Source organism: Lysinibacillus sp. GW247-5R2A (assembly GCF_059424475.1).
This window is the reverse complement of sequence record NZ_JBWKZL010000012.1, coordinates 41954-67184: the sequence shown is the minus strand read 5'-3', so window position 1 is coordinate 67184 and position 25231 is coordinate 41954. Positions and strand designations below refer to the sequence as shown.

The 25231-nt window shown below is 37.2% G+C and carries 25 protein-coding genes and 1 other annotated feature; of the genes, 11 read left to right on the top strand and 14 right to left on the bottom strand.

Features of this window, described 5'->3' with window-relative positions:
• Positions 1–13 precede the first annotated feature (13 nt).
• The 6 genes from AC07YC_RS18065 (at position 14) to AC07YC_RS18040 (ending at position 4356) form a co-directional block, all read left to right on the top strand.
• Positions 14–424 carry an NUDIX hydrolase gene (locus AC07YC_RS18065; RefSeq protein ID WP_494920060.1) on the top strand — a complete coding sequence of 137 codons (411 nt, stop codon included), beginning with the start codon at positions 14–16 and terminating at the stop codon, positions 422–424.
• Between the two features lie 255 nt (positions 425–679).
• Positions 680–847: a hypothetical protein gene (locus AC07YC_RS18060; protein ID WP_336636087.1), complete on the top strand. Its 168-nt coding sequence runs from the start codon at positions 680–682 to the stop codon at positions 845–847.
• A gap of 262 nt (positions 848–1109) precedes the next feature.
• The gene (locus AC07YC_RS18055) at positions 1110–1688 is read left to right on the top strand and encodes a dienelactone hydrolase family protein (RefSeq protein ID WP_494920059.1); all 579 of its coding nucleotides are present in this window, start codon (positions 1110–1112) and stop codon (positions 1686–1688) included.
• A 12-nt stretch (positions 1689–1700) separates the two neighbouring features.
• Entirely contained in the window at positions 1701–2657 is a 957-nt protein-coding gene (locus tag AC07YC_RS18050; protein WP_494920058.1) for a LytTR family transcriptional regulator DNA-binding domain-containing protein, read from the top strand.
• A gap of 146 nt (positions 2658–2803) precedes the next feature.
• Entirely contained in the window at positions 2804–3652 is an 849-nt protein-coding gene (locus tag AC07YC_RS18045) for an ABC transporter ATP-binding protein (protein WP_494920057.1), read from the top strand.
• Positions 3649–4356, top strand: a complete 708-nt coding sequence (locus tag AC07YC_RS18040) for an ABC transporter permease (RefSeq protein ID WP_494920056.1) — start codon at positions 3649–3651, stop codon at positions 4354–4356. Before AC07YC_RS18045 ends, AC07YC_RS18040 begins: the two co-directional genes overlap by 4 nt.
• A 17-nt stretch (positions 4357–4373) precedes the next feature.
• Here the strand turns inward: AC07YC_RS18040 and ldmS are convergent, their stop codons facing one another.
• Together ldmS and AC07YC_RS18030 are read right to left on the bottom strand one after the other, a co-directional pair.
• Positions 4374–5525: an L-aspartate--L-methionine ligase LdmS gene (ldmS, locus tag AC07YC_RS18035; protein ID WP_494920055.1), complete on the bottom strand. Its 1152-nt coding sequence runs from the start codon at positions 5523–5525 to the stop codon at positions 4374–4376.
• A 113-nt stretch (positions 5526–5638) separates the two neighbouring features.
• The gene (locus AC07YC_RS18030; protein ID WP_402797059.1) at positions 5639–6223 is read right to left on the bottom strand and encodes a GNAT family N-acetyltransferase; all 585 of its coding nucleotides are present in this window, start codon (positions 6221–6223) and stop codon (positions 5639–5641) included.
• A 96-nt stretch (positions 6224–6319) separates the two neighbouring features.
• Between AC07YC_RS18030 and pdxR the strand changes: the two genes are divergently transcribed.
• Positions 6320–7681, top strand: coding sequence for a MocR-like pyridoxine biosynthesis transcription factor PdxR (gene pdxR, locus AC07YC_RS18025; RefSeq protein WP_494920054.1), 1362 nt, complete (start codon positions 6320–6322; stop codon positions 7679–7681).
• A gap of 150 nt (positions 7682–7831) precedes the next feature.
• Positions 7832–8638: an EcsC family protein gene (locus AC07YC_RS18020; protein ID WP_494920053.1), complete on the top strand. Its 807-nt coding sequence runs from the start codon at positions 7832–7834 to the stop codon at positions 8636–8638.
• 47 nt (positions 8639–8685) lie between these two features.
• Here AC07YC_RS18020 and AC07YC_RS18015 read toward each other — a convergent pair whose 3' ends face one another.
• The gene (locus AC07YC_RS18015) at positions 8686–9654 is read right to left on the bottom strand and encodes a quinone oxidoreductase family protein (RefSeq protein WP_494920052.1); all 969 of its coding nucleotides are present in this window, start codon (positions 9652–9654) and stop codon (positions 8686–8688) included.
• 271 nt (positions 9655–9925) lie between these two features.
• Positions 9926–10188: a binding site (T-box leader), on the top strand.
• A 64-nt stretch (positions 10189–10252) separates the two neighbouring features.
• Between AC07YC_RS18015 and AC07YC_RS18010 the strand changes: the two genes are divergently transcribed.
• Positions 10253–11494 (top strand): MFS transporter, encoded by a 1242-nt coding sequence (locus AC07YC_RS18010; RefSeq protein ID WP_494920051.1) that lies wholly within the window; start codon positions 10253–10255, stop codon positions 11492–11494.
• 39 nt (positions 11495–11533) lie between these two features.
• On the opposite strand, the gene AC07YC_RS18005 is transcribed toward AC07YC_RS18010, so the two are convergent.
• Positions 11534–12262, bottom strand: coding sequence for an IclR family transcriptional regulator (locus AC07YC_RS18005; RefSeq protein WP_494920050.1), 729 nt, complete (start codon positions 12260–12262; stop codon positions 11534–11536).
• Between the two features lie 238 nt (positions 12263–12500).
• On the opposite strand from AC07YC_RS18005, the gene AC07YC_RS18000 reads away from it, so the two are divergent.
• Positions 12501–14159, top strand: a complete 1659-nt coding sequence (locus AC07YC_RS18000) for a M20/M25/M40 family metallo-hydrolase (RefSeq protein WP_494920049.1) — start codon at positions 12501–12503, stop codon at positions 14157–14159.
• A gap of 67 nt (positions 14160–14226) precedes the next feature.
• On the opposite strand, the gene AC07YC_RS17995 is transcribed toward AC07YC_RS18000, so the two are convergent.
• From AC07YC_RS17995 to AC07YC_RS17975, 5 genes are all read right to left on the bottom strand, one after another.
• Complete coding sequence (locus AC07YC_RS17995; RefSeq protein ID WP_494920048.1) at positions 14227–15180, bottom strand: methyl-accepting chemotaxis protein; 954 nt, start codon at positions 15178–15180, stop codon at positions 14227–14229.
• A 128-nt stretch (positions 15181–15308) separates the two neighbouring features.
• Positions 15309–16493, bottom strand: a complete 1185-nt coding sequence (locus AC07YC_RS17990; RefSeq protein WP_336636073.1) for an NAD(P)/FAD-dependent oxidoreductase — start codon at positions 16491–16493, stop codon at positions 15309–15311.
• 45 nt (positions 16494–16538) lie between these two features.
• Complete coding sequence (locus AC07YC_RS17985; protein ID WP_336636072.1) at positions 16539–16967, bottom strand: DUF1641 domain-containing protein; 429 nt, start codon at positions 16965–16967, stop codon at positions 16539–16541.
• A gap of 84 nt (positions 16968–17051) precedes the next feature.
• The gene (locus AC07YC_RS17980; protein ID WP_255319038.1) at positions 17052–17183 is read right to left on the bottom strand and encodes a hypothetical protein; all 132 of its coding nucleotides are present in this window, start codon (positions 17181–17183) and stop codon (positions 17052–17054) included.
• Positions 17184–17421: 238 nt separating this feature from the next.
• Positions 17422–18051, bottom strand: a complete 630-nt coding sequence (locus tag AC07YC_RS17975) for a TetR/AcrR family transcriptional regulator (protein WP_494920047.1) — start codon at positions 18049–18051, stop codon at positions 17422–17424.
• Positions 18052–18169: 118 nt separating this feature from the next.
• Here AC07YC_RS17975 and AC07YC_RS17970 point away from each other — a divergent pair, with 118 nt between their 5' ends.
• Positions 18170–20356 carry an MMPL family transporter gene (locus AC07YC_RS17970; RefSeq protein WP_494920046.1) on the top strand — a complete coding sequence of 729 codons (2187 nt, stop codon included), beginning with the start codon at positions 18170–18172 and terminating at the stop codon, positions 20354–20356.
• A gap of 237 nt (positions 20357–20593) precedes the next feature.
• Here the strand turns inward: AC07YC_RS17970 and AC07YC_RS17965 are convergent, their stop codons facing one another.
• The 5 genes from AC07YC_RS17965 to AC07YC_RS17945 form a co-directional block, all read right to left on the bottom strand.
• Positions 20594–21469 (bottom strand): MurR/RpiR family transcriptional regulator, encoded by an 876-nt coding sequence (locus tag AC07YC_RS17965; protein ID WP_249661268.1) that lies wholly within the window; start codon positions 21467–21469, stop codon positions 20594–20596.
• Positions 21470–21540: 71 nt separating this feature from the next.
• On the bottom strand, positions 21541–22446 hold the full coding sequence (gene murQ / locus AC07YC_RS17960) for an N-acetylmuramic acid 6-phosphate etherase (protein WP_494920045.1): 906 nt from the start codon (positions 22444–22446) through the stop codon (positions 21541–21543).
• Positions 22447–22451: 5 nt separating this feature from the next.
• The gene (locus AC07YC_RS17955) at positions 22452–23459 is read right to left on the bottom strand and encodes an N-acetylglucosamine kinase (protein ID WP_494920044.1); all 1008 of its coding nucleotides are present in this window, start codon (positions 23457–23459) and stop codon (positions 22452–22454) included.
• The gene (locus AC07YC_RS17950) at positions 23446–24273 is read right to left on the bottom strand and encodes a carbohydrate ABC transporter permease (protein ID WP_249661265.1); all 828 of its coding nucleotides are present in this window, start codon (positions 24271–24273) and stop codon (positions 23446–23448) included. The genes AC07YC_RS17955 and AC07YC_RS17950 overlap by 14 nt, the downstream gene beginning before the upstream one ends.
• Positions 24274–24284: 11 nt before the next feature.
• Positions 24285–25229 (bottom strand): carbohydrate ABC transporter permease, encoded by a 945-nt coding sequence (locus AC07YC_RS17945; RefSeq protein ID WP_494920043.1) that lies wholly within the window; start codon positions 25227–25229, stop codon positions 24285–24287.
• Positions 25230–25231 lie beyond the last annotated feature (2 nt).

Below are 25231 nucleotides of genomic sequence, written 5' to 3'. Positions count from 1 at the left end.
GAGGTTACGATTAATGCGAAATAGAGGTTCGGTAGTTATAGTAGAAAATGATAAGGTAGGATTAATTCGTAGAATTAGAGATGGTATTGTCTATTATGTTTTTCCTGGTGGTGGAATAAAAAAAGGGGAAACGCCAGAAGACGCAGCAAAAAGAGAAGCATTTGAAGAATTGGGAGTAGAAGTAAAGGTCAATGAGTGTATAGCAAAAATTGAATATAACGGAACCCAATACTTTTTCTTATCCGAAATCATTAATGGAACATTCGGAACTGCACAAGGTGAGGAATACACAGACAAAGAGAGAGATAGAGGAATATATTTGCCTTTGTGGATAGATATAAAAAGGTTATCGTCTATTGATGTTAAACCGAGAGAAGTTGCTTTGATAGTTCAAACCTTATCAAGTAACGAGGAATTTAGGTGAATAAAGTTCTTCAACAATCGGGCGCGTTTATTTAGGAACTCATCTTTTTATTCTAAAAGGCCATATTGCTGAATAAAGGAAATTAATCCATGGTTGTTGAATATAGGACAAGTTTCCCAAACACTTTAAAAGTTAATACGTAAATGCGTTAATAATTTTGAGGAGCTGAAAAATTTAAAAATAGAAATTGAAGTTAGAGCATTTGGAGGAATTGAAGTTCATGGAACAGAAGATGCTTATAAAGGTATTGAATTAATGCGTGTACATAAACTTTTTAAAGATACAACATTAGGTGAAGTAGAAAATCTATTATCTACCCTATTTCAAGAAGTAGAAAATGGTTATAACAATCCAGAACAATGCGTGGGCAAAATTACAATTCGAGCAAAAAAGGAAAATGGTGAAATTGTATTTTTAGGTTAGAAATTTTGTTGACAGAAAGACACAATTGAATAAAAAATAAGATTTTCAACAATCGGATGCATTCGTTGAATAAGAAACTAAATAAAGGGACGACACATAATTAGATATATCTAAATTGTGTGGTCCTTTTATTTTCAACACTTTCCCCCTCAAACCTAAATATAAAATATTCTAGTAACACAAAAACAAATCCATAAATTACTAAAATATACGTAAACGTTAGTTTTTGTTACACTATTGGAAAAAGTGAAAAGAGGTCGTCATGAATAGAAAAATATTTATTTTACATGAAATATACGGCATCAATCAATTTATTAAAGAACAAGCCCAATCCTACATTGACGAGTATACCTCCGTTTGCTGTGTTTCGCTTTATCCAGAAGGAAAATCCTTTTCATATAAACAGGAACAACAAGCTTATGATTATTTCTTACATACAGTCGGCTTTGACGCACCTCTTGAGATATTATCCCCAAAAATACTAGAGGTATGTGAAAAATATGATGAAGTAGTGCTAATTGGATATAGTGTTGGTGCCACATTAGCCTGGAGATTATCAACTCTTCCCTTACATCGAGTTATTTGTGTTTATGGCTCACGAATACGACAATTCTTAGATGTCCAACCATCATGTCCAACTTTGGTCATTTTACCTAGCTATGAAAATAGCTTTGATGTGAATGCATTAAAACAGGAACTCAGACATAAATCCAATGTTCAAACAGAGCAATATCAAGGACATCACGGTTTTATGGATACTTATAATTCCAATTTTTATCCAGCTAGCTACTTGCAAGCACACGCAAAGATCTTAAACTTTTTACGAGTAGAACATCATTAGGAGGAACAAACAATGGAACAACATATAGATATTTTGGTTGACCCTTATATTGAGGGAGGTAATGTGATATATCCGAGCTTTCCTATATCCTTACAACCCGGCATGATTATCGGCATCTACACGGATGTTTCTAAAATACATACTTTAATGCAATGGTTTATGAAACGAGATCATACATTTACATATTTTCGCGAAAGTGCACTCTATGAACGCCTTACTGTTCGTGAGCATATACGTTTTTATTTAAAATTATTCAAAAGTCCAACTAATGAGCTTGAGGATTTATTAAAGCTATTTAGCTTAACTGATCAAAGAAACAGTAGAATTAGTAAGATTTCTACTAGTGAAAAACAGCGATTAAAGCTATTGGGTACATATCTTCAGGAAGTGTCCCTTCTTGTATTAGAAGAACCCTTTCAAAATATCGATGAGTTTTCTAAGCAAAATGTCCAACAAATACTAAAAAAACTCACAGAAAGGCAAAAAAGCATCATTTTACTTTCTAATAATCTAGAAGACTTAATGATTGCAAGTACTGCTATACATAGATTAGATGGGGCCGGCTTACATACCTTGGATGTTAAAGAGGACGAATTAGAGCAAACACCTCCCCAACTTGAAAATTCACCAATTCGCATTGATAAAATTCCAACAAAGAAAAATGACAAGATCATTTTATTCAATCCGCCAGAAATTGATTATATTGAAAGTGTGGAAGGCATCGTTTCTGTTAATGTTGCAGGTGAAGCCTACCCATGTACACTATCACTGAATGAGCTAGAGCAAAAGCTGACACCATTCGGCTTTTTCAGAAGCCATCGTTCATACATTGTTAACCTACAAAAGGTTCGAGAAATCATTACATGGACACGCAATAGCTATAGCCTTGCACTCAACAGTACAGATAAAACCGTTGTGCCTTTGTCGAAAAATAAACTAGCAGATTTAAAGGAAATACTCGGAATTTAGTAGATTTCCCAGGAAATAAACGACTCCTGTCACCTTCCATATGGTTTCATTGATGGTCTTTTTTCCGCCTCTCATCTAATTTTTGCTGTGAACCTCTCACTTGTTGTTTATAGTTTAGACATCAACAACAAACAGGAGGCTTATACATGAACGCAGTAATTGATGTACAGCATTTGAAAAAAACCTTTAATAAAGAAACCGCACTACAAGATGTTTCCTTTACTATACAAAAAGGAGAAATATTTGGTTTCCTTGGTCCGAGCGGCTCTGGAAAAACAACTACTATTAAAATATTGACTGCGCAAACTGAAAAAACTGCTGGAAATGTTCTATTATTTGGACAGCCAGCAGCTGACATGAAACAAAGTCAAAATCGTAAACGTTTTGGCATATTAACAGATAATAGCGGTTTGTATACTAGGTTATCTATTGAGGAGAATTTATTACTCTATAGTAAGCTATATGAGCTGTCAGTCACTACCGTTAAAGAAGCTCTTGATTTTGTGAACTTATATGCTGATCGCAAAAAGAAAATTAGTCAGCTATCAAAGGGAATGATTCAGCGGGTTACACTGGCTAGAGCTATTATGCATAAGCCCGAATTATTATTTTTAGATGAGCCTACTTCTGCCCTTGATCCTGTAAATACAGAACATATCTATAATGGTTTACGAAAACTGAATGCCATGGGGACAACGATATTTTTAACAACACATGACATGAGCGAAGCCGAAATACTTTGTGACCGAGTTGCTTTTCTGCATAAAGGGAAAATCCGAGCAATTGGTGCTCCAAGCGACTTGAAGCAGGAATTTGGCTCCGATTCTATAACTGTTGAGCTTACAGATGGTACACAAGAAGTGATTCAAAACGGCGCTCAAGATGCCGAGAAGCTGTATGAATGGATGAAAGCCAACGTCGTTACTCGAATCCATACAAATGAACCAACATTAGGCGATATTTTTATGCAAATAACAGGGAGTGATTTAGTATGAATATTTCAATGACAAGAATTCAAGCTATATTAATGAAAGATTATAAGGAATTTTCACGTAACTATGCTGTATCTTCGATGGTACTCTTGCCAATAATTTTGGCATTTTTATATAACCAATCCGGTACATCCTCTATCAACGCTTATCTCTTACCTATTAATATGACATTTTCAATGGTAACGGCTTATATACAATGCTGTTTAATTGCGGAGGAGAAGGAGAAAAATACATTGCGTAGCCTGATGCTCTCCCCTGCCTCACTAGGAGATATATTAATTGGTAAAAGCTTATTTGTTCTTATCATAACGATGATCGTGGTAGCTATGTCTATTTTTATTGTCGGATATAAACCATCTAACCTACTCATTTTAGCGATTTCATTAATACTTTCTACTGTATTTTATCTTGCACTTGGAACGATTTGTGGATTATTTTCTAAGTCTATTATGGAAGGTTCCATCATTGTTTTACCGGTTATCATCATTTTCTCTTTTGGCCCAATCGCCCTAAATTTTGCTTCTACTTATCCAATCCTAAAGATTGCAGAATGGTTACCAAGCTCACAATTATTACTATTAGCAGAAGCATTAGAAGGTAAATATTCAATGACAGATGTTTTCATTCCTATGATTACGATAGTTGTATGGTCTCTACTTTCTTGGTTTCTCGCTGCATTTATTTATAAAAAAAGAATGGTCGATTAATGACCATTCTTTTTTTACTATAATAGTTCCTGCTCAAGTTTTTCAATCTCGCTAAGTTGATCGGCATACCATATTCCAACGAATCTAGAGGGAACAGATTCATCAAAATAATTCCCGTCATAAAATGATAACGGAAATAAAATTTTCTGTTCAACAAACTTCTTAATGGTTTGAAAGAAAACATCATTTTCCTGTGGACTTTTTGCAACATAGGAGGCGAATTTATTGATAGGCTTACCTAAAGTATCATGAAACATTAGCATAGAGGTGGAGCCATTTTGGCGGAAATTCAAATCAATAGCCTGAACATCACCAGCCTCTGTGACAATTAAATCAAACCCTGCCACACCAACGAATCCTTCTGCCACACCTTGTTCCATAATATGCCTTCCTACTTCGATGACCTTTTCAGGAACTTCATCTACTATGATATTACCGTGATAAATACCGTTTTCATCGGTAATTTGTTGAGAGGCCCCTAAATATTGAATACCTAGCTCCTCGGAATAGACAAATTGACAGCTATAATTGTCCTTTGTCTGTAATAATTCCTCAATAATTATGCTCTCCGTTCCAGTCATTCGAAATTGCCGCAGACCTTCCGTCAGTTCCTCTTTATTATGGCAAATGATGACTCCATATCCTCCAGAGGTTGGGGAATCATCGCCGGGCTTAAGTACCACGGGAGGTTGCCAATTTTTGATGGCATCTGAGAGCCTATAGGTTTCCACATTTAAACGACTCGGAACAAATTTGCTATCGATTAAATGATCAATATATGCTTTTGAATTCAATTCATTAAATTTCTCAGCATCCATCCAATAGCATTGACGGTCCATATGTTCCAAGTCATGTATATATTGACAAACAATCGTTTTGTCGTCTTCACACCAAGAACGAATATGGGCTAAATACTCCTCCTGTGTGTCATAACTAAAAGGCTGTTCGACCCATGGTAAACCTGTTAATCGATGTAGCTCCTGAGCTTTTTCAGTTTGGGTAGCTCTGTGCACTAATACAGGAATATCAGCAATAGCTACTTCTCTAGAGGTTAGGGCATCCAGCTTATGAGGATCGTCCATCATCCATGGATTATCACTAAACGGCGTTCTTGGTGTATAAACTGCATTCTCACCATAGATTTGTCTTAGCGTGTATTTTGGTTTCAAGTAGATTACCCTCTTTCAATTTTTAAGTACTCTACCCTTCCCCTTATTTTTTGACACTTTTTAATAGAAAAAACAGTCTTAGCGGCCAATAAAAACCCATTAAAATCCAAATATTAAATAGATTTGCCTAATAATTGATTTAAGTGAATTTTCACCTGCGGCCACTCCTCTAACGTAATACTATACATGGCTGTATGGCGAGTGGTTCCATCTTTACGAATCATATGATTCCGTAATACCCCTTCCTTTGTCGCTCCTATACGCTCAATAGCTTTCTGAGATTGAATATTTTCATGATCAGTTTTGATTTGAACTCGCTGTAAATGAAGGATTTCGAAACAGTATTGTAATAGTAGGTATTTACAATTGGTATTAATAGCAGTACGCCAGTAGGTTGGTGTCAGCCATGTTGTTCCTATTTCAACCCGCTGATGTGTATCATCTATATCCATAAAACGTGTAGACCCTATGATCTCTCCCGTCTTTTTATCCACAATAACAAAAGGAAATTCTGTTTTATTACGCCTCATTAATAAAGCATTTTCCACAAAGTTATGCACATCCACCATTTTTTCGATTGTTGTGGACATATGTGACCAAATTTCTGGATAACTCGCCGCCTCAAATATCCCCGATAAATCATTTAACTCTAAAGGCTTCAGTCTAACTATTTCATTTTCTAATGCAATAAACTCCATGATGTATCACTCCTTTTTTAATTATTTAACGGTAAAATTGATATGATAGAAAGTACCAATTATTAAAAACCAAACCATACCAGAGGAGGTTATCTTGTGGAGCTATCCATTTCATTGACAGGAGATTCAGCCAAATACATTCAGATTTACGAAGAAATTAGGCAGGCAATTTTAGCAAGAAGGCTTTTAGGTCATGAGCAATTACCCTCTAAGCGAGCCCTAGCGCAAACTCTCGATGTAAGTGTACATACTGTGAAGGAGGCTTATGAACAATTACTGGCAGAAGGTTATGTTTATAGTAAAGTACGGTCGGGTTATTTTATTGCTCCCTTTGAATTTGATTGGGTCCAAGATGAACAGCATCATGAGGTACCTCTAAAGACAATCATGTCCAATGACATTCAGTATGATTTTCATAACGGTCATGTGGATAACGAGGCTTTTCCCTATTCACTTTGGCATAAGCTCCTGAAAAAATATGTAAACAAGAATAATTTATCCACAAGTCCTTGGGAAGGAGAAGACGTTTTACGATCTGAGATTGCGCGCTATGTACAACGTTCACGTGGCGTTGTTTGTGATGCCTCTCAAGTGTTTGTTTATGGTGGAACACAAAGTCAACTTCAAGCCCTTAGTCTCTTTTTTGGTCCCCAAAGTAAAGTCGGAGTAGAAGAACCGGGCTTTAAACGGGCACATACTACTTTTCGGCAATGCGGTTTGTCTACAGAGGCCATCCCTGTGGATAAAGCCGGTATAACTCTTCCTTCAAAAACCATTCACATGTTATACACAACACCAGCTCATCAATTTCCTTTGGGCATGATTATGACCGTCGAGAGAAGAGCCGCCTTGTTGCAATGGGCCAATTTGAATGATGCATACATTATTGAAGATGACTATGACTCAGAATTTCGTTATAAAGGGCTGCCAATCCCCTCTTTAGCAAAAATGGATCAGCTTCAGCGAGTTATTTATTTTGGAACATTTTCTAAAACATTGCTGCCTTCTTTGCGAATCAGTTATATCATTTTACCAAAGTCATTAATTGCATCGTTTAATGCCTTTAACCATGATCAAAAATCAGTTGTCTCCAGAGTAGAGCAACTTGTTTTAGCTGATTTCATTGCAGAAGGTCAATTTGATAAGCATTTAGCAAAAATGCGAACAGTTTATCGTAAAAAACAACAAGCTCTTCTAACTGCTATCTCCACTTATTTTTCGGAGGAATTTCAAATCATCGGAGAAAAATCTGGGCTACATATCGTGATGAAGTTACCTAATAGACTCTCTGAGAAAAATGCGATTCAACTTGCTCAAAAGATTGGGATTCTTGTCTATCCATGTTCTACTTCCTATCAGCATGGTACAGAAGATACTTTAATCATTTTAGGCTACGGGGGACTGACACTTCAGCAAATAGATGAAGGTATTGCACTCCTTGCTTCCATCTGGCAATAACATGTCATTTTATTGAATGATCGGAGTTAGTTTATACATGAAACTTTATTTTCGACACAAAAAATATACAGATGAATCAAGACAAGGCGAAACCTTATACTATTTTTTTTCGTATCTAAAGTAAATGAACACATAAGGGGATAGACAATAATGGAGAACCGTCAGCTATTAGAGCAGCACTTGCAGGAAATTCAGGTTTGGGAAAAGGATCAAAAGGATTTATGGTTTTGGGAAAAACTAGGTAGAATACCGTTTAAATTGTTAGATAAAATGACGCCTACTTTTATTCAAAATAAAATTGCATTATTAGTCGATGAATTAGGGAACTACATACAATCCGGTGGAAAATATTTAATCAATGAACAAGCCATGATTCAAAAAATCCGTAACCATTCTTCCACAGAGCATATTTTGGGCATTTCAGATATTGGTCAAATCCCATTAGAGGATATGATTACTCTTAGTGATAAATTGCAAAATGAGCGTGTAAAGTTTGCGACTGTTCAAGGGGCTTCTACTGGGTTTGGCGGAATATTTACATTGGCTATCGATATACCAGTTATTTTAGGAACGGCACTGAAGACATTGCAAGAAATTGCTATTATACATGGCTATGACCCTAACGATAAAATGGAGCGAATTTTTATTGTGAAATGCCTGCAATTCACATCTGCAGATATCGTCGGTAAGGAAGCCATCCTACAGGAGCTTTCCACTATGAATAGTACTAATAAAGCTACTGATAATATGATTTCCCAGCTACAAGGCTGGCAGGAGGTATTTTATACGTACCGGGACCAGATGGGCTGGAAAAAACTGTTTCAAATGATACCTATTGCTGGTATGATCTTCGGCGCATACGCAAATAAAGGCATGATCCAAGATGTTGCTGAAACAGGTATTATGCTATATCGAAAAAGACGAATTTTCGAAAAATTGGATGAACTAGAAAATTGATGAAGAGAGATGGCGCTCTCCCTATGAGCGTCACTCTCCCCTTGTTTCTATAGTTTAATTACTATTTTTCCCTGATGCTGACGACTTTCCATCAGTTCATGAGCCTTCTGCATATCCTCTAATGAAAATGCTTTAGCAATGGGCACTTGAAAACTATCCTCTTTTAATAAAGTAAAAATATGTTGAGCGGCCTGTTGTAACATTTCCGGTCTTAAGTCCCTAGTCGTACCAAGACTAAATCCTTTTACATTACGACAGCTACTATGTAAATCCGATGTTTTAATAATTCCTGCCTTGCCTCCACTATTGCCGAATTGTACAAGTGTGCCATATGGTGCTAGGCAAGTTAAGCTTTCCTCCGTTATAGCTCCCGCAATGGAATCAAAGATAATATCGGCACCAAGACCTCCAGTAAAGCCTCGTACATGCTCACTAAATTGATCGTATTTAAGGACATGATCTGCCCCAAGCTGATAAGCTATCGATGCCTTCTCCAAAGTACCTACAGTTCCAATAATTTGTTTAGCGCCTAGCTTTTTGGCCATTTGAATAAGCATTGTTCCTACCCCACCAGATGCAGCATGAATTAATACCGAATCCTTCTGGCTAATAGGTGCTATCTGATGTGTTAAGATGTATGATAAAAACGATACAGTTGGCACAGCTGCTACCTTCTCTAGTGGTACATCATAGGGGACTTTAAAAACCAATTGTTCCTTTGCTACGACATACTCTGCATAAGCACCATTTGTCGGAAATGCAATGACCTGGTCCCCCTTCTGAAAATTGCTGTTCTCATTAAAAACCTCTTCTATAATACCAGCAACATCTAACCCAAGAATCATTGGAAAATTTCCTTTAGCCTTATTACCTGTACGGTTTTTAATATCTGCATAGTTCACACTCGTATAGATTGTACGTATTAGGATTTCTCCTGTAGAGATTATAGGCTTTGGATATTCCGTATATGTTAATACATCAGACGTACCAAATTCATTTATTACTATCGCCTTCATTTTTTTCCCTCCTTGTTATAGTCGAATTATAAACTGCATTTCCAAAGAATGGATATATCTTTATAAAAATTAAACCTAAGCAAGAGAATTGTAATGGAATACCTTATGAATTTTTTTAATCAAGACAGCAATAGTATATGCTTTATTTTATTTGGATTTTTCAAACTGGCGGGCTTTTGTCATGTTAGCAGACTAAAAGCTTACACTCAAAAAATGGATCATCTTTTCATTGTAGTGCTTTACCAAAATTAACTATATATGCTACACTATCCAAAATACAGTGAAGAGAAGAGTAAATAAGGTTGTTCTTCCCAGAGAGCTCCGGTTGCTGAAAACGAGCAAGAACGAATTATTGAAACAAGCCTCAGAGTAGCGCATTGGATTTCTATTAGAATGATGGTGCGACGGGAACTCCCGTTATAGAGTTACAGTATAAGCATGTATTCATGCCGTACTGAAAAGGCTATTATGGCAACATAATAGTGAACTAGGGTGGCACCACGTGAGCATAAATTCTTCCGTCTCGTCCCTAAGACTACTGTCTTGGGGGTGGGATTTTTTATTTTGCAAGATTACGTTTGCTGAAGGAGGAATTTTTATGAGAAAATCTTTAAAATCGTGGCGCTATCCAATTATCCTTTTAAGTAGTATTGGCATTTCTAGTATCGGTGAATGGATTTATTTTATTGCTTTGAACCTTACTGTACTCAACCTGACAGGATCAGCACTTGCTGTATCTGGCTTGTATATTGTCAGGGCCCTCTCCACATTGTTTACTAATTTTTGGTCTGGTAGTTTAATAGACCGCTTTAATAAAAAACACCTGATGATCCTATTGAATCTTTGCCGGTCCATATTGATTGTCGCACTTCCCATCTTTTCGAGCTTAGGATGGATTTATATTTTAGTCTTTATCATTACAGCTACTAGTTCTATGTATCATCCTACCTCTATGACTTATATCACTAAATTGATACCGATAGAGCAAAGAAAACGCTTTAACTCATTACGTAGTTTGCTTGATTCTGGTGCCTTCCTAACAGGTCCAGCTATAGCAGGCTTTCTATTTACACTAGGCACACCGAATATGGCTATATACTTAAATGCTATTGCTTTATTTTTCTCTGCCTGCATAACTATAAAAATGCCAGACGTTGAAGGACATGAACAATTAGGCTTTGCTCATCATACAAAAAATGCAACACTTTATAAAATATGGCTCCATGATTGGAAAATGGTCATCCATTTTAGCTTAAAAAATGCCTATGTGATGGCAGTCTATTTATTATTTAGTGCTACCATTGTATTGATGACAGCGACTGATTCTTTAGAGGCTGCTTTTGCCACTCAAGTACTTGCTTTATCGGAGGGAGAATATGGGGTTTTAGTCAGTATTGCAGGTGTCGGTGTATTAATTGGCTCCCTAACCAATTCAGCCTTTGTTGAAAAAACCTCTACTGCTTGGTTAATCGGCATGGGGTCTATAATGACGGCCTTCGGTTATTTACTGTTTACTTCTTCCTATACTTTTTTTATGGCAGCTTTAGGTTGCTTCCTCTTATCATTCGCAACCGCTTTTGCCAATACAGGTTTCTATACTTTTTATCAAAATAATATCCCTGCTGAAAGCATGGGACGTATAGGGAGTATTTATGGTTTTTTTGAAGCCCTTTTCATCATAATTCTGACTGCTGCATTTGGAATGACTGCTGAATTTATTTCTATACGATTTGTTATAGTAAGTGCCTCATTTGTCATGGTGATGGTAGCTATCATTTTATTTATTTTAACGATACGCCCTTCTAAAGCGACTTTGTATCAAAGTACTTCTCCTAGGTAAACAAAAAACAGGTCTTTTCCTTACGTGGAAAAGACCTATTTACATATGACCTAACTCTTGTGAAAGTAGGTGAGCAGCTCTTGTGACTTCCTTTGCAATACTTTCTAATTTTTCAGTATCTGTATCATACTCAAAGCACTCTGCGCTAATTGCTGCAATTGGATCTTTATTTAAATCAAAAACAGGTGCCGCCACCGATACTGTTCCCTTTGTTTTTTCTCCATAGCTAATGGAGTATCCCTTATCTTTGATGACATTTAATTGTTCCATTAACTCAATTTTTTCAAGATCATTTATATTTTTTAGAAAGCCTGCATGCATTTCCTTCTCTGAGAATGCCAGTAATACTTTATTCGCTGCTCCAATCGGATAGGGGATTTTTTCACCTATCATATCAATAATACGTACATTTTTGGGGCTATCTACACGATCAATAATAATAGAATTATTTAGTTTTGGAATATTTAAATAGGCTGTTTCCCGCACATTAATGGCAAGCTCTTCTAATAAAGGATGGGCTTTCTCTCGGATGTTTGTATGGTGGTACATTTTCATACCGAGCTGCAACCATGTATACCCTAAACGAAATTCCTTTTTTTCCTCATTTCTTTCTACTAAATCAAAGTTTTCTAATGTATACAATAAACGATAAATTGTACTGCTAGGTAAGTCTGTTTCATTATATATATCTTGAACAGAAAAGAATCGTTTAGGATTCTTGGCTAGTACTTGAATAATCATCATTGCTCTTTCAATGGATTGAATCATTGCTATTCCTCCTTTTATTCATTTTAACGAATTTTTACTCATTTATATAGACTTGCAACCGAATAAATTAATTAAAAGAAACAGAATTTTATAAAAATGAAAATTGACGTTTACGATTTTTTCTTATATGATGAATTATATTCCACAATGCGGATTTATTTTCACATAACGAAACAATTAAGTAAATATAGTTGCTATTTTGAATGATATCTAATCGAACAAAAAAGGAGCAATATACATGTATTCACAACTACAGTTACCCATCGCAAAGCAAATTGAAGAGCTTACAAATGAGTTAGTAGCTATTAATAGTATTAATGGTACTCTAGGTGAAGGGAAAATCATCGAGTATATCTATGAGAAAATGAAGGAATTCCCTTACTATCAAAAAAACCCTGCATTTCTTTGGACTTTAAACGTAAAACAGGACCCCATTGGCCGAAAAAATCTTTTTGCCTTCGTAAAAGGTCTTCATGAAACTAAAAAGACAATTATTTTTCACGCTCATTTAGATACAGTGGATATAGAAGATTACGGTCATTTAAAAGAGTTTGCTTTTTCTCCTACCAAGCTTGAGGATTTCTTTAAAACCTATGAAGGAAATACGGATGTACAGAAGGATGCTCAAAGTGGCGACTGGATGTTTGGGCGTGGAGCTGTAGATATGAAAAGCGGAGCTGCAGTCCATATTGCCAATATTCAATATTTCACCAATCACCTTCATGAATTAGAAGGAAATATATTACTTATTTTAAACGGTGGCGAAGAAGCAGAGCATAATGGAATTATTGATGCATTAGATGAGCTTAATCGTTTAAAAATGGAACAAGCACTAGATTTTCTAATGGCGATTAATACTGACTTTACAACTCCTTTATATGGTGAAGATCCTCACCGTTATATTTATACTGGTGTTGCCGGAAAGTTACTACCCTCCTTCCACATTTATGGGCGGGAAGTACATGTGGGAGATACATTAAGTGGCATCGATCCCAATTATGTGTCAGCTAAAATAACGGAGCGTATTCATAATAATTTAGCATTAACGGAGGCAATTGAAGGAGAAACTATCCTTCCACCTACATGCTTATACCAACGTGACACCAAAGAATCCTATACGGTACAAACGGCGTCTACTAGCCAAATTTATTTTAACTATTTTTTATATGAAGAGTCGCCAGATCATGTTGTTAAGAAGCTTAAGTCTGTCGCACAACAGGCATGTCTAGAGGCAGAGCAATATTTACAGCTGCAATATGAGAAATATATTGAACGCTCCAACGTACCTAAGCGTTCATTATCATGGCATATAGAGGTTGTTACTTATGATGAGCTTATTGTTTATTTAAACGGAAAGGGTATTCAAACCGAGCCTATTATTGCTGATGTCTTGAGAAAAAATGCAGGCAAGGAATTACGTCAGCTATCGTTTGCAATCGTTGATGCCCTGCAAAAGGCAGATCCCGAGCATAAGCCTCGAGTTGTGCTATTCTTTGCACCACCATTTCTACCCCATAATTATTTAAAGGAAAATGTGGTAAGAGATCAGCTATTAAAGCAGACCATATCACAAGTCGTTGATGAGGTAGCGAATGAAACAGGCGAAGTATTTCAAGTTAAGCGCTTTTTCCCTTACTTAGCGGATGGAAGCTTCTTATCTATTCATGCTACACAAGAGGAACTTCAAGAGTTGCTCAATAACTTCCCAGAATGGGATACACTCTATCCCCTACCATTTGAAAAAATAAAGGCACTGAATATCCCTTCTGTTACTATGGGTGTATACGGAAAAGATGGACACAAATGGACCGAGAGAGTTTATAAGCCTTATTCCTTCAGCGTGCTACCAAAGCTAATACAGAAAGCTACAAAAGAAATATTCAAATCCAAACTTTAATATCGAAAAAGCACCATTCTAATCATTTTTAGAACGGTGCTTTTTTATGTATCAAGTAAAACTATTGTTAAATTGAATGAGGGAAACCTTTCACCTTTTCAACTGCTTCTAGTAATTTTTTAGTGACAATATCTGATTCATCAATATGGTCCGTTAAAACTTTATTTGTTTCATCAAACAGTACTGTCGTTGTTTTAAATTTACTCATGACATCTTCAGTCGAAGTTTTTTGGCTATCTATATAATGAAGTAACTCCTTCACTTCACCCTGGACATTCATAATGATTTGGAGTAATGCGTTAATTTGCTCAGACGTATCCGTGCTCTTTTGAAGTCCCTCTGTCACCAGTTGCATATTATTTTTATTATCCTCATATGCCTCAGATATTTGATCCTCAATTTTTTTCGTAAGATTCACAATATCCTCTGTACTGGATTTGGTATTTTCAGCAAGTTTTCGTACTTCCTCTGCAACGACTGAGAATCCTTTGCCATGCTCCCCTGCTCTCGCTGCTTCAATAGATGCATTCAATGCAAGTAAATTAGTTTGATTCGAAATCTCACTGATGACTTTGACGATATCTGTTATTTGCTTTGAACGTTCACTTAAATGGTTCATACTATTTGTTGTTTTTCTTGATTGCTCACCAAGCTCATCAATAACATGCTGAACTTCTTTTACAGCTTGTTTACTATCAATCGATAAAGAAACCATTTCATCGGATGAAAGAATTAAAGAGTTTCCTTTTTCTAGGGCATGACCAGATATGGTATTGGATTCAATGGTGCTGTTTTCTACACGATTAAACTCGTTTAAAATAGTAGTAACCATTTCACCCAAAATGACATGTTGGTGATTCACTATATCGTGCTGTCCAATCGTCGAAATTAATTCCTTATGTAATTCATTGAGAAAAATTTGAAATTCATGATCCTTCTTATCTAGCTTTGCATTCAACTCATCAATTTTATCCTTAAATTGCTCTATATCTTCTCTTTTTGATTGAAATATCGTTAACACATGTCATCACTCCAGTAACTAGATTTGTATTAATTTTACTCTCTTTGAAGTAATTAATAAACAAATATCGTAACAGCAAACTTTCCATAAAAAAACCCCACCTCCTAATGGAAGTGGGATAATAATTTTTAGTAAGCTAAACCGAATAGAGCTTTAATATGTGTTAAATAACGAATATTTGAAGCTTCTTTCATTAATGTTGCAGGAAGACCTTTAAGTTCTGTATTGCTTGCACCAATTGTAGCAACCGCATCTTTACGGCCAAGGCTTGCAAGTGTACCAGAGTTCACTGCAGAGAATGATTTCATCTCTTGGTTTTTATATTGTGCAAAGACGTTATAACCAGCAAGCTCACCCATTTGCCACGCAACTTGAGCAGTTGGTGCGTAAAGTGGACGACCACCATCAGCTGGTAATGCTACAGATGCGTCACCAATAACAAATACATCTTCGTGAGATGTAGATTGTAGGAATTCGTTAATTGTTGCTTTACCGCGATCAGCTGCAAGGCCTGATTCACCTACTAGTGGAAGTGGTGCTACCCCACCTGTCCAGACAAGTGTGTTTGCAATAATTGGTTCGCGGTCTTTTAGAGAAATAACGTTGCCGTCAACACCAGTTACAGGTGTTCCAGTAATAAATTCTACACCGCGTTTTGTTAAGCTTTCAGTAGCTCGTTGGATAAGTGTATCCGGAAGTACTGGTAAGATTTTCGGGCCAGCTTCAACAAGTTTAATTTTAAGATCCGCAAAGTTAACACCGTGTTTTGCAGCGATTTTAGGGAAGTTGTCCACGATTTCACCAACAAGCTCAACACCTGTTAAACCGCCACCACCGATAACGATTGTTGCATCTGCTTCATCTTTAGATTGTGCATATGCTTTAATGCGATCTTCGATATGTTTGTTAATTTTATTGGCATCATTTACTGATTTAAGTACCATTGAGTTTTCTTCTAATCCAGGGATACCGAAGAAACCAGTTTGGCTTCCTAAAGATACTACAAGCGTATCGTATGTTAATGTATAGCCATTATCTAAATCCACTTTTTTATTATCTACATTGAAATTCGTTACTTTTGCAATGTGTAGATCGATGTCTAAACCTTTAAAGATTTTTTTAAGTGGTAATGCAACAGCACCTTCTGCAATTGTACCACCTGCTAAACGGTGAAGTTCAGTGATAATTTGGTGTGTTGGGAATTGGTTTACTACAGTAATTTTAGCTTCATCAGCTGATAGATACTTACGTGCAGTTAATGCAGTTAAAACGCCAGCGTAACCTGCACCTAAGATGACGATTTCTTTTGACATGATTAATTAATCCTCCGTCCTTACGAATTGAATTTACCTTAAGTTTTATTTAGCTTTGCGTTCTGAGCTTACTTGTAAGAAAGCATTAACAAAACGGAATACATTTTGAACTTGAGGGTCTTTTAACATTTTCACAAGACCGAATAAACCAATTACTTCGTGGCTTTCAGATGCTCGGTCTTTTGCTTCAATTGCAGTTGCTGCTAGGTTTTTTGCAGAGCCTACTACAGGTCCAGCCATTTCTGCTACTGCACCAACAGTATCATTTTTAAGCACTTCATCTGTTGCAACAGCTTGAGCAAACTCGTATGATTTCGTTAATAAAGTCATCATTTCAGTTAACTTTGGTAATTGCTCAACTAAAGTTGTAAGTGATTCTTGAACTTCAGGTTTTAGTAATTGATCTAGTACATCTAATTGCTCTTTACTCACAGTTACTTGTTCAGCCTGTGTTTGGTTATTCGTTTCTGACATTTTGAACTCTCCTTTGCCATCACTAGTACTATTTTTTTATTGCTTACATGTAAAAAAGACCATTAAGGTAAAACTTAACAGTCGTTACAGCGTATATCCTACACAATCACCAGTCACAAGGGCTGGATAGCGATTCGTATGACTTGTTATTACAATGTTAACTTTAAGTCGCAAAAAGCGCATCATAATACCATCCTTATCTTGTCTTGGTGACATTACAACCTTCATTATAAGACTGTTTGTACATTATTTCAATGCGCTAAATCACAATTTCGACAATCTTTTCAAAATTCATTGATTTTATCAACTATTAACTGCCTGACTATCATAAATTTTCTAATGCATCAAATTTTTTTATGATCATTCACTTTCTTGTCATTTTTAGAACCCTTTTTTCAAATATAACAATGAAAGGAGTTATCTCTAATCTAATGAGATAACTCCTTTCAAAGCTTTATTTATTTTGAACAGATAGCCAAAAGAAATTTGTTACTTCTTTTGCTGTTATATCTACTGAACCTAACAATGTTTTTCCATCGCCATCTTTAAAATATCCTACTGTCATCAATGCCATAAAGTTATGAGCAAAAAACTTGGCATTTCCTTTTCGAATCGTGCCCTTCTCCATCTCCATTTGCATAGCCCGCTCAATCGTTTGATACATTTCATTTTCGGATGCTTGTACTTGTCTCAACTGAGATTCCGATAAATGGATGGAGGCCTCCCGCATAAAATTATTCATATCAATATCAATAGTTGCTGATAAATGAACTTCAACGAGCTGTTCCAGGCGTTCTTTAAATGGTTTTTGTTGCTCCAAAATTTGTAGAATGGATAGTCTGATGCGATCCATCATAGCAATAAGGGCTGATGTATACAATTCGCCTTTAGTTGGGTAGTAGTAATAGATAGTCGCCTTTGTTACGTTACAAGCTTTCGCTACATCATCCATCGAAATATTTTTGTAGCCTTCTTTAATAAAAAGCTTTGTAGCCGTCTCAAGGACTAAATCTTTTGTCGGTTTCGCATTTTCATCATGGCGAGGTCTTCCAAGCACACGCGGTGACTGTTTCAACAAGTTCACCTCCTTTATAAATAAGCAGTCTTTTTACTCATATTATAACATATCAGTATTTCTAGATTGATTAATTAACCTTCTAGTATATATAATTAAATCACTTACATGAAATGGAGGTCTTCTCATGAAAAAACATCCACTTGAGCAATGGGGCTCAATGGTTGCAAGTAAAAAGGGGCGCTTATTAGCACTAGCCTTTTGGGTGTTATTAGTCATTGTATTGTCGTTTGCTTGGCCACAAATTAATAGCATCGAAAGTGAATCCGGCAAAAACCTACCTGACACGGAAATGTCTGAACAGGCCGCGGCAATGATTGCCGAACAATTCCCTAATGATGCTGGTACACCATTATTATTAGTTTGGTATCGAGACAGCGGTCTAACGACTGAAGACTATTCAGCTATACAAAGTATATACAGTGAGCTTCAAGCTAAACCATTAGCTCATCAAACGCTGGTTCCACCATTTGATAAAATGCCACCTCAGGCTCTATCAGCCGCCGCTTCAGAAAATGGCACAACCATTGTTACACCTGTGTTTTTTGAAAAAGGTGTCGCTACAGATGCCCTACAAGATAGTTTAGATAAACTTACTAAAATAATGGAGAGTAACGAAGTTCAATTAGATAAGAAACTTTCGAATGACATGCTTCATGTACGTTATTCAGGGCCAGTTGGAATCGCTACTGATGCTGTTAGTTTATTCTCCCAAGCAGATGTGAAGCTATTGATTGCAACCGTATTGCTTGTTTTAGTATTACTTATTATCATATATCGTTCGCCATTACTGGCTATTATTCCTTTACTAGTTGTAGGTCTTGCCTACGGAGTGATCAGCCCAACATTAGGCTTCTTTGCGGATCAGGGATGGATTGATAAAGATTCGCAGGCTGTTTCTATTATGACGGTATTGCTTTTTGGCGCAGGTACGGACTATTGTTTATTCCTGATTTCTAAATATCGAGAAGTTCTCTTCCATGTTGAGGATAAAACTGTCGCAATGAAACTCGCTGTGAAAGAATCAGGTGGTGCTATTTTAATGAGTGCCCTGACGGTGGTCATTGGCCTAGCTACCCTTAGTCTGGCTCATTACGGCGCATTTCAACGTTTTGCTGTGCCATTCAGCTTTGGTGTACTTGTAATGGGAATTGCAGCTCTCGTTGTCCTTCCTGCTATTCTTGTCATCATTGGTCGTGTAGCTTTCTTCCCATTTGTTCCACGTACAGAAGAGATGGCACTTAGCAAAGGGAAGAAACAACATAAGCCGTCACATAAGATTAGTCATAAAACCGGACATTTCGTTACACATAAGCCATGGATTGTTATTGCTGTAACAGTTATTTTACTTGGCGGATTAGCAGCATTCGTTCCACGTATCCAATATACGTTTGATCTACTTTCATCCTTCCCAAAAGATATGCCGTCAAGAGAAGGCTTTACTTTAATAGAAGAGAATTTTTCGCCTGGTGAATTAGCACCTGTACAATTAGTAATTGATACAGAGGGAAATGAAATTAATTTACAGCAACAGCTTTCAACCATTTCTTATATTGATAGCGTGGCAGATGTGCAAATAGGTGAAAAAAATAACGCTATTCAGCTATATGAGCTATCTTTAAACGCCAACCCCTATGCGAAGGAATCATTGGCTCATATTCCTGAGTTAAAGGCAGAAGTAGTCGAAATGCTGGAGCAAAGTGGGCTTAAAAATGCTGATAAGCATGTTTGGATCGGTGGAGAAACTGCTAGTCAGTATGATACCCAACAAATAACTAAGCGTGACGAAACGGTTATTATGCCAACTATGATTGCTTTAATCGCATTATTATTATTTGTTTATTTACGTTCCATTACGGCCACTGTTTATTTATTAGCAACCGTGATCATCTCTTACTTTGGAGCATTAGGGGCAGGTTGGCTGATTTTACATCATATTATGGGGGCAGAAGCCATTTCTGGAGCTATCCCGTTGTATGCATTCGTGTTCTTAGTAGCGCTCGGCGAAGATTATAATATCTTTATGATCTCAGAGATTTGGAAAAAACGTAAAACAACAGATCATTTAACAGCTGTAGAAGAGGGGGTTGTCCGAACGGGAAGTGTCATAACATCCGCTGGTCTCATTTTAGCGGGGACTTTCGCTGTTCTGGCAACATTACCAATTCAAGTACTTGTTCAATTCGGTGTCGTCACTGCAATCGGTGTCCTGCTGGATACATTCATTGTTCGACCATTGCTTGTACCAGCCATTACAACGGTTCTAGGCAAATACGCCTTTTGGCCAGGAAAACTATTCAAAAAAGAAGTCTAGCCTAGTTTAAATAACACGGTCATTAGCAACTCTTCTTGCTAATATCCGTGTTATTTTTTGTATGAATACTAGAAAAAGCTGCTCCAAATCTTTTCTGGACCTGTTGCTTTTCCTTTGGCCACCAATCGATGTAGCTGAATTACTTAGAGCTAGTAATCTTTCTTCTATGTTTAGTTTTTTGACCCTGCTGTGACAGAGCAACAAAAACGAAGACGATGCTAAGAAATCGTCTTCGTTCTACTTTATTTTTCTTTTAGCCACTTTTTTATGCAGTCCTTGAATAACAGTTCGTGTCTCATCTAAATAATCAATTGTCTGATTATAGGCACTGGTCACTACTCCCATAAATAAAATATCAATGACAAGAAGCTGGGCAAGACGAGAGGAAGTGGCACCGCTTCTAAAGGTCGCTTCGACATTCGGTGACACATATAAACAAATATCGGCTAAACTCGATACTAATGAATTACCGTAACGTGTGAGGCTTATAGTAGTAGCAGGAGTTTGGCCTGCTATTTCAAGTATTTTGGCTACTTCGTGCGTTTCTCCAGAGAAGGATATCCCGACTACCACATCCCCCTCCTGTGCATTGACGACCGCTGTAGCTCCTAAATGTAAATCCATGAATACTTTACTATGCTTATTAATTCTTAAAAACTTTTGATCTGCGTCCATTGCAGTAATTCCAGAAGCACCTACGCCAAAAAAAATAATTCTTCTAGCCTTTGCTAAAGCTGATACAGCACGTTCTAATTCAGCCTTATCTATTAAATTTGCCGTTTGTGTTAAAATTTCACTACTTTGCAAGGTCACCTTCTCTACAATTGATTGTAACGGCTCATTTGCCTCTATATCTCTGTCGACGGTGTTCTTACGCTGTAAATCACCGGCAATACGCAATTTTAATTCCTGAACGCCGCTGACATGCAGAGATTTGCATAATCGTATAACAGCTGCACTGCTTGTCTGACTTGCCTCCCCCAACTCTACAGCAGTCATTTTAATCGCCTGAGTGGGATGCTCTAAAATAAAACTCGCCACCTTTTTTTCGGAAGGGGGCAGCTTCTCACGCATTTCTGATAGCATAATTAAACCAGCATTTATTTTTTCCATACGTCCATCTCCACCTCTAGTATGTAGCCTTCACGGAAAAGTGAATGGAGCAGTTCCATCCACCTCTTTTTTCAAAGCTTACGTAATTCTACTGCTCTACGGACATGCCCTCCGGATTGGGCGAGTAATGTGGTCGCTTCTTCTAACACTGTATTTGTTAGTAACATGACAATAGCCAGTTTTACTTGATAATTGGTTTGCTCTAAAACTTGCTCAGCTTGAAAATACGACACTCCTGTCACTTCACAAACAATTTGCTTGGCACGTTCTCGCAATTTAAAATTACTAGCATGAACATCCACCATTAAATTTTTATAGACTTTACCAAGCTTGACCATAGTTGAGGTTGTAATCATATTGAGTATTTGTTTATGGGCTGTTGCAGCCTTTAGTCTAGTGGAACCGGTTAGAATTTCTGGACCAGTAATAACCTCAATAGCTATATCTACATTTTCGCTAATGATGGAACGAGCGTTGCTGACCAAGCTAATCGTTTTGGCTCCTATTTGCTGTGCATAATTTAAAGCTCCTTTGACAAAAGGCGTTCTACCACTTGCCGCTATACCAATGACTATATCTAAATTTGTTAAGCATTGTCTCTCCAATTCTTGCCGCCCTAAAGATAAATCATCTTCTGCCCCTTCTATGGCGATCATTACTGCCTCTGAGCCACCCGCTAATATGGCTTGCACTAGCTTAGGCGGAGTACTAAATGTGGGTGGACATTCAACAGCATCTAACAGCCCGATTCTCCCACTTGTCCCTGCCCCTACATAAAACAATCTACCACCATTTTTTAGCGCATGTACAACAGCCATAATAGCCTGTTCTATTTCAGGTAATACTTTGGCAATAGCCTGTGGAATTTTTTGATCCTCTTCATGCATTAGCCTTACAATTTCAGCAATGGACATTAAATCTAAATTGTTTGTTTCTGGATGATAATCCTCAGTCGTCAGTTTTGTCATTCGCTCCATCGAAATCAAATCCCTCCATTCGAATTTTTTACACTCATCCAAGTTTCCTTTACTGTTTGTTGTAAAGCCTTTGTCATTGGAATTCCTTCACTAAAGAGCCCATTTATAAAAGCACCAATAGCAGGTGGTACTTCTGGCTGAATGATTTGATTATCAATAGTAGATTGTTGTAATTTTGCTTGAAAGCATTGAACAAAGTATTGATTTTCAAATAATCCTCCACAAGTAACAATTGGAAATTTTTTTACCTGTGGTTCTTTTCTAAACATCATTTGGAGAAGTTGAACTAAATGGGTAACTGCATGGTCAACAATCGTCTTCGCTATCTCATTATTTTGGGTAGCTAAAAGTAATACCGTCCTAGCAATAGAGGAAATACATAGGCGTGGCTGCGAATGCTCATAAATTAGTGTAATTATTTCCGAAGGATCTGTTAGTGCTAGACGCTCTAAAATGGCTTTAGAAAAGGCATCTTCATTTAAACCATAAGCATCATATTGACGAGTAATGGTACGCAATGCCTCTTGGCCAATAAAGTAGCCACTCCCCTCATCTCCCAATAGATAGCCCCATCCCCCCATACGACGAACAGTATTTTGCTGAACCGCATAAACAATTGACCCCGTTCCCGCTATAGCTACTAACCCTTCCCGCGTAAACGTCCCACTAGTAAGTGCCGCCACTGCATCATTGGTGACAGTAACCTTACAGGAAGTAGAAGGGAACAGAGGAGCTATCCACGCCCTCCAGCGCTCTATATCCTCCTGACGATCCCCTCCTGCCACGCATAAGAAAATCGTTGAAACATCGCATTTTGTAGCGCTTATTTTTTGCACTAGACTCTCCAGCAACTGTTGAATATATTGCCTTACCTCTTGGGCTGGAGTTGACTTTATATTTGTACCGTGACCATCCATAAAGGCGAGAATATTTCCTCCTTTTGTACCGATTATGGCACGGGTTTTCGTTCCACCACCATCGACTCCAATAATATATTGCTTATTTAATGGCACCTGCCGTCAGCCCCTCCATAAATTGCTTTGAAGCAATAAAGAATAATAGAATCATTGGTAATGATGCTAATGTCAGTCCAGCAAATAATGAGCCCCAATCAGCCGAATGCTCCCCAAACAGCGACATCATTCCGACCGGGATTGTCCGTTTCATCTTTTCCGTAATAAAAATAAGCGGGAAGAAAAAATCATTCCATGCTGTGATAAAATTGATAATCACAACTGTTCCTAGTGCAGGTCGCATTAATGGCAAAACAACATACCAAAGGACCCTTAGATTTCCTGCTCCATCCATACGGGCAGCCTCTTCCAGTTCGGACGGCATCGTTTTAAAAAAGCCTGTTAGTATGAGTATGGATAAAGGTATACCTGTCGCTGTATTCATTAAAATTAAAGACCATAAAGAATTAATTAGTCCTAAATCACGCATTAAAATGAAAAGAGGGACAATCCCCAATTTTATTGGGATCATCATGCCTAATAAGAAAATGAAGAATAAGGCATGATTCCAAGAAAATTTAAAGCGTGCAATATAAAAGGATGCCAATGAACAAACAACAACAATCAGTACAACAGATACAACACTGACAAATAGGCTATTCATAAAATATGTGGTGAATGGAATTTTAGACAATAATGTGCGGTAAGTATCTAAGCTAAAGCTAGATGGAAAGCCTAATGGATCCTTATAAATGTCCACACTTTTCTTAAAGGAGGACAAAATCATTAACAATATAGGATATAAGCTGATTGTCGCCACTGTAAACACAACAAGATAATAGAATGGTCGAACCCAAATGGCTCCTTGCTTCATATACTTCCCCCTTACATTTGGACGTCTTTTTTATTGGCCAAGCGTAAAAATAGCGTTGTACAAATTAATATAAATAGGAACAGTACTGTCGCTAGCGCAGACCCTAAGCCAATAGCTGTCGCACCAGAAGCTGTAGAACTACCAAATGCTAAGCGATAGAAAAACACAGCTAATGTATCAGTAGAATAATAAGGCTCTCCCATCGAACCTTGCATGGCGTAAACAAGTTCAAATGCCTCAAAGGATTGAATAAATGTTAAAATGCCCATGATCATTATCGATGGCACCATTAAAGGTAAATAAATCGTACGTAATAAGGTGAAGCCCTTTGCACCGTCTAATCTCGCAGCCTCAATTAATTCGTTAGGGATGCCCTGGAACCCAGCTAAAAAAATTAAAACACCAAAGCCTAGTCCAAACCAACAATTGACTAAAATAATTGCCATCAAAGCTGTTTCAGGATCTCCGAGCCAAGCCTTTTGCAACGTCTCTAAACCTATTTTCTCTAAAAGGACATTTAAGGTTCCGAAATTAGGGTTTAAAATAAGCTTCCATAAAAAACCTACGACAATTACAGATAAAACTCGTGGGAGAAAAAAGGCTGCCTTAAAAAACTCAGCACCTTTAATTTTTTGGTAGATAATAAATGCTAAAAAGAAAGCTACACCATTCATGACCACCATTTGCACAATAAAATAAAGAACATTATGTTTGAAGGCATTCCAAAACATGGAGCCATAGGGTTCCGTCGTGAAAAGCGTCACAAAGTTTTGGAAGCCAATAAAGTCTCCTCGTACCATCCCTTTCCATTCAAAAAAACTATAGGATAATGCCGCTAGAATTGGATAAAGCACAAACATTCCATAAATGATAATTGCAGGGATAGGGAAAAGGTGGATAGACCACCCTGCCCATGATTTTCTTTTGGATGACGGTGAAGCTGTAGGTTCTCTCATGA